Raw genomic sequence first — 11,787 nt, forward strand, 5'->3', positions numbered from 1 at the left:
CACTTTCCTATAGAGTAACTTCCTAATGGACAAAACCTTCATCCAAACGCCATAAACTGTCCAATAGCACCTCTCTAATGGACAAAAACCCCACCCGAACACCAGGAACTGTCCAATAGCACCACTCTAATGGACAAAATCATCATCCAAATGCCATAAACTGTCCAATAGCCCATCTCTAATGGACAAAAGCCCCATCCCAACGTCATAAACTGTCCAATAGCACCTCCCTAATGGACAAAAACCTCATCCCAACGTCATAAACTGTCCAATAGCTCGTCCCTAATGGACAAAAACCCCATCCAAATGCCATAAACTGTCCAATAGCCCGTCCATAATGGACAAAACCACCACCCAAATACCAGCACATGTCCAATAGCTCTTCTAAAATAACGAAATATGCAGCCAACTGTGACTTCAACCTATCAGAACCCCATAATCTCCATTAAAATAAAAAAAACTGTGACCAACCTTCATGGTAAATAGGTTCAGTCACAGCCTCTCCAGCTTTTTTATTTCGTAATAAAGTTTTCTGTATAAAATGGCATGGAATCCTTATTAAATGCCACACCGACAGCAAGTGTACGGTATTCTTCTTTTAATATATTTTCACGATGGCCGAGGGAATTCATTAGACCTTCGTGAGCAAAGATACTGCTGATTTGCCCAGCGGCAATGTTTTCTCCAGCAATTTGAAAGCCAATGCCATCTTCTCTCATTCTTTCAAAAGGGGATTGTCCATCAGGGTTCACATGGCTGAAATAATTATTTTCAGCCATGTCCAGGCTATGATCACGCGCTGTTTTTCTTACATGCTCGTCCCAATTCAACGGGGAAAGTCCATGCTCCACACGTGCTGCGTTTGTCAGATCAAATAACTGGTATTCAAAGCCTTTCTTCAATTCTTTACTCGCTTCAGGCAGATAGGCTTTTTTTTCAGCTTCCAGGTCACCACTAATCATTTGGATCGCTGTAACTGTGTTATCTTCATGTTTATCATAGAAAATAGTTATATAGTTATCATTTATTTGGAAAACATCATATTCATTTTTACTATCAATCTGGTAGTTGATGAATCCTTTTTTTATACGTTGTAGTGGTTCACTTAAGGCATTTTGGACGCTTTCTTTAGAGCTACCTATTTTAATGTTATCCTTTGACCGCAGTAAATCCTGATTGGTGTATAGTCCAACAACTTGATTTTGATCATTGTATGCAGCCATAAAGAAATTTTGATAATTCTCGTGGTAGGTAACCCAATCGACACCATATTCATTCATCGTAGCCCGCTCTGGTTTTCCCACTTGATTTTCTAATTCCGCTCTATCTGTCCCGAGGCCCACATTGTGAACAGTAAATGGTTGCTCTGTGGGTGACTCCATTTTTGGTTTATTAGCCTTAGTATCACTTTGCTTTTCCTCTGGTATTTGCTTATCAGTAATTGATGCAATTAAAGTTTGTATTCCACTATTAATATTTTCCATCGTCTCGATTACTGCGGGATTCTCTTTAATTTTATGAACATCTGATTCCATTTCATTTATTACACCGGAAGCACCAGATTGTTCAAATGTTTCTCCATAAAAATGCCAAAATGCCCAACCGATAAGAAGAATAAAAATAATGGTACGTATTTTTGGCATCCTGCCACTCCCGTCTAATGATATTTACTCCATTGTAGCCGATATGAGAGGTTTTATACAACTTGAAAAGAATGGAAGCTGTTATAAACAAAAACTACTTTTTCACATATGTAAAATTGAAAATTATGTTAAAATATAGAAAAAGAAATAAATGGAAGTAGGGGTCAAATGAGAAAGCATTTTTTTTGGATGTTGCCAGTGATTGTAGTGCTTGCTGGCATTGTTTCTTTGGTGGTACAAAATCTTCAAACTGCAACAGAGCCACCAGAAAAGGGGTGGAGTAGAGCATTGCCAATTGGGTCTACAATGCTAAATAAGTTCCCGGTTATCAGGCAGACGGAGGAAGGTAATATCATTATTCCTTCTTATGAGAACGAGGCTTTAGTAACAAAAACCTTTGATGAGGAGTTTACGTTACTAGAGCAACAAGAGGTTTCTATACCGATTACCAAGTGGACACAGGTATATGTAAAGGATGAGCATGTGATTTATCATGATTATTACCATATCTATAATAAAGATCAAGAGAAAATAGTATCGGATGTGTCTCAGTTTTATCCGATGAAGGATTCTATCTTGTACATAAAAGAGAATAAGTTGTTTCAGCTAAATCCAGCAACAAAAGAATCGACTGAGTTAATGAAGCTTCCGAAAAATACCGAGGAAATTTCGCCTTATGAGAATGAAGAAGGACTATTCTTCATGACAGAGCAATCCGAAAATAACCTGGTACACGCAACTATATATAAGGTGAATGATATGCAAGCAACCAGGGTTGTAGAGGGTGATTTAGAGCTTGCTCCCGGACATGCTTCCGAGCAAACAGCTTTTGCAGTTCGAAATAATGAAGTAGTATTAATTATCCAAGCAATACAAAAAAGTACACAAGGATCTCCAGAGTTTTTCACTTATTTGGCAATGACTGAGAACAGTAACTTTGGTGAAAATGCAATAACTAAATTGCGATTTGAAGATCCGATAAGTGGAAGTGATCTTCAGGAAATAGGGACAGTAAATATTCGTTTCAATAAGGATATACCATCACTTGTTTTTCAGGCAAATGGTTTTTCACGTACGAAATTCATGGGTGATAAAGCATTTAACATTTATACGGCTAAACTGAAAGATGGCAAGGTGACTGAGGTACATCGAAAAAGTAATACACCAGATGTCTCAAATAAACCTGTATGGGTAGATGAAAATACCATTGCCTGGCTGGAAGCAAGTTCTGGTCATAAAGATATGTTTATATCGTCCGGTTCACAAGCCATTATTGAAAAGGCAAATGGAATAAGTTCTGATGACTGGTTGCGAATCCTGGGGAAAACAGGTGGTATGCTATCCATATCGCTATTAACATTTTTGATTTCTGGTATTTGGTATATTTGGCCGATTTTATTTATTGTGATTATGCATTTTTGGAAATCCAGGAAGGTCCAGAAAGATCCATCATGGATATTTTTTACGGGGATTGCAATTTATATGCTGGCAGTACTCCTTTTTAAGAGTCAGTATTTTGTACCAGCAATTGCTGCAAAGGCACCAGCTTATTTAACCTTTCCAGGTAGTGCCTATGTGTATATAATTTTGTTCGGCATTGTTGCTTATGTTAGTGCACAATCTACCAAAAATACTAGACAATGGGCTGGGACTGCACGAATCAGTCTGTTTATTGGAGCACATATTCTTATGATTGCAGCTGTATTCGGTCCATATTTAACTGGATTTTAATTCATGAGCAATCAGTTTTACTGACAAATTATGGAATAGGTTTGTGTATGTTCGGAATTCTGTTAAAATAGCTTTGCAGGCTATTTTATTGCCGGAAATGTCAATCTATGCGAAAATATATGAAGTGGAATTATTGGTATTTCCAAGTTAAAAATACGAGCGAAAATATATAAAGGTATTTTTCAATATCACCATGACTCTAATTCTTTCGTGTCAAATATTTTTTAAGTCAAATTCAAGGTGACTTGTTTACTTTTTTTAATTTATATACGATAGGCATTTGATATTTTTTAAAATGTTTGTTATAATTAAGCGCTTTTAAAAGTTATAAGGGGGAGCTTTTTTGTCAACTGAAATAGGTAGTAAAGTTAAAGGAAAAGTTACTGGTATCACTAATTTTGGAGCTTTTGTCGAGCTGCCGGAAGGTAAAACCGGACTCGTTCACATTAGTGAAGTGGCTGACAGCTTTGTAAAGGATGTCAATGATCACTTGACGGTTGGTGACGAAGTGGAAGTTAAAGTCATCAGTGAAAAAGAAGGTAAAATAGCCTTATCAATTAAGAAAGCGATCGATCGTCCGCGTCCGGAAAGAACGCCTCGTCCGAATAGGGATCGCAATTCAAAGGATTTCCGTGGTAAAGGCAGTGGCTACAAACCAAAGGAAAGCTTTGAAGATAAGATGGCTAAATTCTTGAAAACCAGTGAGGAAAATCTGTCCACGCTTAAACGCCATACAGACACTAAACGTGGAGGTAGAGGCGGAAGACGAGGATAACTCCTTTTATACCATATCGAAAAACAAGCCCTAGTGGCTTGTTTTTTCTTATATTGATTGCTTTTTAAGCTACTGGATTATTTTTTCGATTCTTCGTTAAAACTTGCAAAAGGTTATGTTTGTACATATAGGAGATAAAGTTTAATACTTTTCCTGATAATTTTTTTGGGAAGTATTCTTGTTTGTAAAAATGGTGGTATGCATATGTTAAATCACGCCATTGCTGACATTCTTTTTCTTGTTGGAAACGGGCGACATCAATTAGTTTAATTGTTTCTTCTGGTGTTAGTATTATGTTTTTTAGGTGAATATCAGATGGATTCAGTCCTCGATTTTTGGCAGCATGTAATGCCTTTTCCACCTGGTAAATTGTTTCTTCTTTTATAGGAATGCCTTCAATTAAACAATCAAATAAGGTTGTGCCCTCTATATAATCAATGACTATAAAATTCTGCCCTGCTTCATACATTTTCGGGTAGAAATGAACGCCTTCAAGCTGTCGATATATATCCGTTTCAGCCTTCGTAATCGAAGCAAAATAAGGGTGAAAAACCTTCAATGCCAGGTCTGTATCATTAATTAAAAATACGGCAGCACTTCTGCCAGAAGCAATATGTGTGAGATAAGTTTTATTATAAGCTTTCACTTTTATTTCTCTCGTTAGTTTAATGTCTTTTTCGAATTGTATTGTATCAACAAGCTCATGGGTTTGTTTCAACAGGATGGCTCCTTTCCTCTATCTATTTTTACTATATGGGAATGGAACAAAAAATTATGCTTATGAAATAGTATTCGTACACGTAATATTTCATTGGTGGGTGTGTGGACGTGGTTTCATTTTTCTTTCATAGGGAAAAGAAACCATGTTACTACAAAAATAGTGACGACTTTAAATAAAGGAGTTTTATCATGCGAAACGTTCTTAAACATTATATAAATGGAGAATGGATTAATTCTACAGGAAACGAAACAACTGAAGTAATTAACCCTGCAAACAAAGAAGTAATTGGAAAAATTAGTCTGGGGACAGAGGAAGATTTGGATAAAGCTGTCCAAGCTGCTCGTGAAGCTTTTTCTTCTTATTCTACTACAACACGGGAACAACGTATTGATTTATTGGAGAAAATAGCAGCAGAATATGAAAATCGAAAAGAAGAGTTAATTGAAACAATAACGGAAGAGCTTGGTTCTCCAATAACCAAATCTGAAGAGATCCATTATCAGATGGGATATAACCATTTTAAACAAGCTGCTGAAGAATTAAAACAATTTGAGTTTATGGAGGAACGGGAGGATTCCACGATCATGAAGGAATCCATAGGTGTAAGTGGTCTGATTACACCATGGAACTTTCCAACAAATCAAACCACTACTAAAATTGCCAGCGCGTTAGCTGCAGGTAGCCCAATGGTTTTGAAGCCTGCTGAGATAACCCCCTTTGCAGCGATAATTCTGGCTGAGATTTTCGATAAGGTTGGCGTACCTAAAGGTGTATTTAATTTAGTGAATGGTACCGGCAGCACAATTGGTAATGGTATAAGCTCACATCCGGATATTGATTTTGTCTCCTTTACTGGATCAGTAGGTGTTGGACAAAAGACGATGGAAAATGGGGCGAAAAATATTAAGAAAATTGCCCTCGAGCTTGGAGGGAAGTCACCACTTATTGTGCTGAATGATACAGATCCGGAATACGCTGCAAACACTGCAGTAACGCATATGCTAACGAATACTGGTCAGGTATGTACAGCTGCAACCCGAATTATAGTGCCGAAAGAAATGAAATTCGATTTTGAAAAAGCTTTACTACGCGTATTACCGAACTATAAGGTAGGAGACCCACAAGACGAGGATACGTTTACAGGGCCGTTAGTTGCTGAAAAGATATGGGATCGTGTACAGGAATATATTCAAAAAGGTATTGATGAAGGTGCGACCTTATTAACAGGAGGAACTGGAAATCCAGAAGGTCTGGACAAAGGATATTATGCGAAGCCTACTATTTTTACGGATGTGGATAATAAAAAAATGACCATTGCTCGCGAAGAAATTTTCGGGCCTGTATTAGCTGTTATTTATGTTGATTCGCTTGATGAAGCTATTGAGGTGGCTAATGATACACCTTATGGACTTGCAGGCTATGTCATTGGTAAGGATAAGAATCGTTTAACGAAGGCAGCTCAACATATTCGCGCTGGCCGGGTTACGATTAACAATGCAGAAGGAGATTTCTCTGCTCCATTCGGAGGCTTCAAACAATCTGGTATTGGACGTGAGTGGGGAGATTATGGAATTGACGAATATCTCGAGCCGAAGACTATATTAGGTATGAAGTAACTATTCTAAGAGCAATCCAGACATTAAAAATATGTCTGGATTGTTTTTTATCGTTTAAATATATTAGTTGGAATTATCATAGTTTGCATAATGATAAACTCCGCTTTGCAGCAGATTAATCACTTCTGGGGAAGATTGTTCCTACACTAGTACGCATTTTAATCCTACTAAGAATTTAAGAGATAACGTTTTTACCTCAACAATTGCAGCAAAACCTTTTTCCAGCCATCACTATCTATTCATATAAGGCTGAAGTATATAATAAGGATAGCTGTTCTACAATTTTATCAAGGTTTACTTCCTCTGTCTCTACACACTCCCATAAAAACATTTCATTCATAAAATACCAGCTTTTTGCAGCAATAGGTGCATCAAATTTTGTACTAACAAGGTTGTTTGATTGGGAATAGGTGATATCATTTGTAATACTTTCAATAAATTGCTTCCTAATTTCCAGCCATCTAGCTTCCACAACATCACTTATGCCAATTGCTTCTTTAATTACTTTTAGCATATTTTTTTCTTCAATAGCCAGCTCCAGGAAGGCTCTCACTTGATTCAATATTTGTTCACGGGCAGCTACAACCGAATTGGGATGAAAAGTTTGATCTGCGACCTGCAAAAAACGTTCCATTACACTTTCCATTACGGTAACAAACATGGCATCCTTGTTTTTAAAATATACATAGGCAGTACCGTATCCTACACCAGCCTTTTTAATGATTTCTGAAATGGTTGTCTTATTAAAGCCGTTTTTCAAAAACACCTCGTGCGCTGAGCGAATGAGTCGTTTCTTTGTTTCCAATGCCTGCAAATCACGTTTGGTTAGATTCTTATCCTCCATATAAACCACCTTTTATTATATGTTATTTCACTGATAACGTGTCATTGACAGTTTGTCACTATTATTGTATCATAAAACCAATAGTAAAATATGTCTGATAATTAAATGAAGTTCTAATATAAGGATATAGGAGGAATAAATGTAATGGCAACTAATTTTACAAGAGAAGAAGCGAAAATGATGGATCAACAAGATATATTACGATCATTCCGGAATGAGTTTTACTTAAAAAATGATGGCGTTTACATGGACGGTAACTCACTAGGCTTGCTTAGTAAACGCGCCGAAGAGACAACTCATGAGTTACTGAATTCTTGGAAGCAATATGCTATTGATGGATGGACAGAGGGAGAACAACCGTGGTATTACCTTTCTGAAAAACTTGGCGAAAGCATGACAGAGTTGGTCGGCGGTAAAAAGGAAGAGGTTATCGCAACTGGTTCAACAACAGTGAATTTGCATCATCTTGTGTCAACATTTTATAAGCCTGAAGGAAAGCGAACAAAGATATTAGCTGATTCACTTAATTTCCCAAGTGATATTTATGCACTTAAAGCTCAGTTGGCACTGAAGGGTTATGATGATACACATCTTATTCAGGTGCCAAGCACGAATGGGCATGTACTGGATGAAGAAGATATTATTAATGCAATGACTGACGAAGTGGCATTGATTGTTCTTCCAGGAGTCCTTTATCGAAGTGGCCAGATTTTAGACATGGAGAAACTTACAAAGGCCGCACACGAACGTGGTATTCAGATTGGATTTGATTTATGTCATTCGATTGGATCCGTGCCTCATCAGTTACATGACTGGGGGACTGACTTTGCGTTTTGGTGTACGTATAAACATTTAAATGGAGGACCTGGAAGTGTTGGCGGGCTATTTGTCCACGAAAAACATGCAGGTATTACTCCAGGATTAGCAGGATGGTTCAGTTCGCGAAAAGACAAACAGTTTGATATGGAACATTCACTTACACCTGCCGAAGATGCCGGCGCGTTTCAAATTGGTACACCACATGTATTAAGTGCAGCACCACTCATAGGTGCCCTGGAATTATTTAATGAAGCAGGAATTGATAGGGTGCGTGAAAAATCGTTGAAGTTAACGAACTATATGATGGAATTAATTAAGCATGAATTAGATGAATTCGATTTAAAAATATGTAATCCAGTTGATCCAAAGCAACGCGGCGGACATGTGTATTTGGAGCATCCGGAAGCCGCCCGTATATGTAAGGCACTAAAAATGAAAAAGGTTATTCCTGATTTCCGTACGCCAAGTGGCATCCGTTTAGCTCCGGTAGCATTGTACAATACATTTGAAGATGTGTATGAATGTGTCCATATCTTAAAGGAAATTATGAGAGAAGAGCTTTACAAGCAATTTGAAAACAAAAGGGAGATTGTTTCTTAATGACAAAATGGATTGATATTTCACAGCCGTTAACAAATTCAATAGCTCACTGGCCAGGAGATACAAGCTTTCAATATGAAACTGCTCTTACAAAAGAAGAAACCGGATCTGTCAATATTGGTCGAATAACAACAAGTGCTCATATAGGTACACATGTTGACGCACCATTTCATTTTCTGAATGATGGTAAAAGAATTTTGGATATGGATATCGACCGTTATATCGGGCCATGCAAAGTCATTGACGTAAGTGAATTCCCTGCAATTGACGAGGCAGCTTTGAAATCAAAACAATTGACACAGGCAGAACGTTTACTCATTCGCACTTCTTTGCCAAATAATCCTGAAAGATTCCCGGATGAAGTACCACCAGTCACTCCAGATGGAGCTGCTTATATGAAGAAATTAGGTGTCAAACTGGTTGGTGTAGATACACCGTCTATTGATCCGGTTACAAGCAAAGATCTTGCTGGCCATCATGCATTGCACGAGAATGACATTTATATTTTGGAAAATGTCATGTTGGATCATGTCGAGGAAGGCGATTACGAGTTAGTTGCTTTACCTTTGCCACTAAAAGAGGCTGATGGTAGTCCCGTGCGTGCCGTAATTAAACCACTAGAAGGAGACAGCAAATGATGACAAATAAAAATAAACATGAAGCATTTAAAAACGAGAAAAGCATTCATACTGATTTCAAAGAAAAAATGACTTACAGTGATTACTTAGGACTTGATACACTATTGGCAAGTCATCATCCATTGAGTGATCATCATGATGAAATGTTATTTATTTCGGTTCACCATGTGAGTGAAATCTGGATGAAGCAGATTCTACATGAAATGAATTCAGCTATTCATGATATTCAGGCAGACAATTTACGTGAGGCGTTTAAAAAGCTGGCGAGAGTTTCTCAAATCCAAATGCAGCTAAAAAATGTATGGGATGTGCTGGCTACTTTAACTCCTAGTGAGTATATTGAATTTCGCGATAAGCTTGGCAATGCTTCCGGCTTCCAATCGTATCAGAATCGGCTTATCGAGTTTGCACTTGGTTACAAAACCGATTATGTAATTAAAATCTATGAGAAAAATCCTGAGCTACATGAAAAGCTGAAGGCAGCGTATGAGGCACCGAGTATTTATGATGTAGCAATACAAGCACTGGCTAGAGCTGGGCTGTCAATTGATCAGGAAGTCCTGGACAGGGATGTAAGTGAAACACATCAAAAAAATGAGAGTGTGAAGGAAGCGTGGAAGACAGTATATAAAAACGTTGACCAATATTGGGAGCTATATGAGCTTGCTGAGGAGCTAGTTGATATTGAGGACCAATTCCAGCAGTGGCGCTTCCGTCATATGAAAACAGTAGAACGAATTATTGGCTTTAAGATGGGGACAGGCGGATCAGGTGGTGTCAGCTATTTAAAAAAGGTGCTTGATCAATATTTCTTCCCTGAACTTTGGCAGCTTCGTACAGAGATCTAATCATAGTTTGATAGATAAAGAAGTTCTTATTTCTTAATCCAAAGGGGGAAAATTAATGAAAGAATCAAGAGAACAATGGTCTTCTAAGTTAGGGTTTATTTTGTCATCTGCCGGGGCAGCCATCGGACTCGGAGCAATATGGAAATTTCCATATGCTACGGGTATGAATGGCGGTGGAGCGTTTTTCCTAGTGTTTGTGCTATTTACTATATTTATTGGTTTACCAATGTTAATTTCAGAATTTATCATTGGAAGGGGAGCAAAAAGAGAAGCAGTTTCTGCTTATGACCATTTGGCTCCAAATTCCTCTTGGCGGATAATTGGAAGACTTGGCGTTGTGGGCTGTTTTTTACTGTTATCCTTTTATAGTGTTGTGGGTGGTTGGATCGTCCTTTATTCCGGATTAAGTTTAACAGGTAACGTTATTAAAGAAGGAGCAAATTATGGCGCTTTATTTGATACCATTATTGGTACACCATGGATGGGGCTTGGAGGATTAGCAATATTCCTGCTCATTAATGTAATTGTGCTTTTGTTTGGTATTAAAAATGGCATTGAAAAAGCGAGTAAATATCTCATGCCGCTTCTATTTATCTTTTTCATTATTCTTGTAGTGCGATCTATTACGTTAGACGGCGCAATGGCAGGGATAGAGTTTTTCTTAAGTCCAGATTTTTCCCGCATTACAGGTGAGGGTATCCTGTATGCGCTTGGTCAGTCCTTTTTCTCTCTGGCTGTAGGGTTTTCCTGTATGGTTACATATAGTTCCTATTTAAGTAAACAGGAAAGCATACCTAATTCAGCGGGGAGTGTAGTAACTTTAAATATATTAGTATCCTTGCTCGCAGGATTAGCTATTTTTCCAGTAGTTTTTGCATTTGGACTAGAGCCAGCAGCAGGTCCGGGACTATTATTTGTTGTCTTACCAACAGTATTTAGTCAAATGGCATTTGGTTCTGTGTTCTTAGCTTTGTTTCTATTACTATTTTTATTTGCTACATTGACATCCTCATTTAGCCTATTGGAAATTATCATCTCGGCATTCATTGCGAATAAAAATTATACAAGGCGTAAAGTAACATTAATAACAGGCTGTATTGTCTTCCTGGCCAGCATACCAGCAGCATTATCGTTTGGTGTTCTTGCAGATGTATCTATATTTGGTAAATCCGTATTCGATGCGACTGATTTCCTCGTTAGTAATATTTTACTTCCATTAGGCAGCTTGTTAATTGCAATATTTATTTCTTTTCGCATGGATCAGGCGATTGTTATGGAGGAATTTAGATCAGGCTCCAAAGTTGGTATGGGCATTTTTAAAGCATGGCGGTTTCTCATGCGCTATGTAGTACCTGTAACTATTTTAATTGTTTTCATTTATTCACTAGGATTTATTTAGATAAAATCTAAATCTAGAAACAACCAGATGCGAAATTAACTGAAAATAAGTTCAATTTAAGTGGGTTTCGTATAAAATTGCATGTGTGTAAACAGGAATGAAAAGAGCGTCATCCTATTAAGGGTGACGCTCTTTTCATTGCCCGGGAAATGA

At 37.7% G+C, this 11,787-nt stretch carries 11 protein-coding genes; 7 read left to right on the forward strand and 4 right to left on the reverse strand.

What is annotated here, in order from left to right; genetic code table 11:
• Positions 1-205 precede the first annotated feature (205 nt).
• Positions 206-421, reverse strand: coding sequence for a hypothetical protein (locus BME96_RS06550; protein ID WP_071648692.1), 216 nt, complete (start codon positions 419-421; stop codon positions 206-208).
• A 91-nt stretch (positions 422-512) separates the two neighbouring features.
• The gene (locus BME96_RS06555; protein WP_071648693.1) at positions 513-1,643 is read right to left on the reverse strand and encodes a CAP domain-containing protein; all 1,131 of its coding nucleotides are present in this window, start codon (positions 1,641-1,643) and stop codon (positions 513-515) included.
• Positions 1,644-1,811: 168 nt separating this feature from the next.
• Between BME96_RS06555 and BME96_RS06560 the strand changes: the two genes are divergently transcribed.
• Together BME96_RS06560 and BME96_RS06565 are read left to right on the forward strand one after the other, a co-directional pair.
• Complete coding sequence (locus tag BME96_RS06560; RefSeq protein WP_071648694.1) at positions 1,812-3,374, forward strand: hypothetical protein; 1,563 nt, start codon at positions 1,812-1,814, stop codon at positions 3,372-3,374.
• A 343-nt stretch (positions 3,375-3,717) separates the two neighbouring features.
• Complete coding sequence (locus tag BME96_RS06565) at positions 3,718-4,149, forward strand: S1 domain-containing RNA-binding protein (RefSeq protein ID WP_019377348.1); 432 nt, start codon at positions 3,718-3,720, stop codon at positions 4,147-4,149.
• A gap of 64 nt (positions 4,150-4,213) precedes the next feature.
• On the opposite strand, the gene BME96_RS06570 is transcribed toward BME96_RS06565, so the two are convergent.
• Positions 4,214-4,867: a serine/threonine protein kinase gene (locus BME96_RS06570; protein WP_071648695.1), complete on the reverse strand. Its 654-nt coding sequence runs from the start codon at positions 4,865-4,867 to the stop codon at positions 4,214-4,216.
• Between the two features lie 191 nt (positions 4,868-5,058).
• On the opposite strand from BME96_RS06570, the gene BME96_RS06575 reads away from it, so the two are divergent.
• Complete coding sequence (locus BME96_RS06575) at positions 5,059-6,486, forward strand: aldehyde dehydrogenase family protein (protein ID WP_071648696.1); 1,428 nt, start codon at positions 5,059-5,061, stop codon at positions 6,484-6,486.
• 235 nt (positions 6,487-6,721) lie between these two features.
• On the opposite strand, the gene BME96_RS06580 is transcribed toward BME96_RS06575, so the two are convergent.
• Positions 6,722-7,330: a TetR/AcrR family transcriptional regulator gene (locus BME96_RS06580; RefSeq protein ID WP_019377345.1), complete on the reverse strand. Its 609-nt coding sequence runs from the start codon at positions 7,328-7,330 to the stop codon at positions 6,722-6,724.
• A 144-nt stretch (positions 7,331-7,474) separates the two neighbouring features.
• On the opposite strand from BME96_RS06580, the gene kynU reads away from it, so the two are divergent.
• Genes kynU through BME96_RS06600 form a run of 4 tightly spaced genes read left to right on the forward strand, consistent with a single transcriptional unit; the run spans position 7,475 to position 11,634 of the window.
• Positions 7,475-8,749, forward strand: coding sequence for a kynureninase (kynU, locus tag BME96_RS06585; protein ID WP_071648697.1), 1,275 nt, complete (start codon positions 7,475-7,477; stop codon positions 8,747-8,749).
• Entirely contained in the window at positions 8,749-9,387 is a 639-nt protein-coding gene (gene kynB, locus BME96_RS06590) for an arylformamidase (protein WP_019377343.1), read from the forward strand. Before kynU ends, kynB begins: the two co-directional genes overlap by 1 nt.
• Positions 9,384-10,235: a tryptophan 2,3-dioxygenase gene (gene kynA / locus BME96_RS06595; protein WP_019377342.1), complete on the forward strand. Its 852-nt coding sequence runs from the start codon at positions 9,384-9,386 to the stop codon at positions 10,233-10,235. Before kynB ends, kynA begins: the two co-directional genes overlap by 4 nt.
• A gap of 55 nt (positions 10,236-10,290) precedes the next feature.
• Positions 10,291-11,634, forward strand: a complete 1,344-nt coding sequence (locus tag BME96_RS06600; RefSeq protein ID WP_019377341.1) for a sodium-dependent transporter — start codon at positions 10,291-10,293, stop codon at positions 11,632-11,634.
• Positions 11,635-11,787 lie beyond the last annotated feature (153 nt).

Origin of the sequence: Virgibacillus halodenitrificans (assembly GCF_001878675.1) — a bacterium.
GTDB classification, from domain to species: domain Bacteria; phylum Bacillota; class Bacilli; order Bacillales; family Amphibacillaceae; genus Virgibacillus_Q; species Virgibacillus_Q halodenitrificans.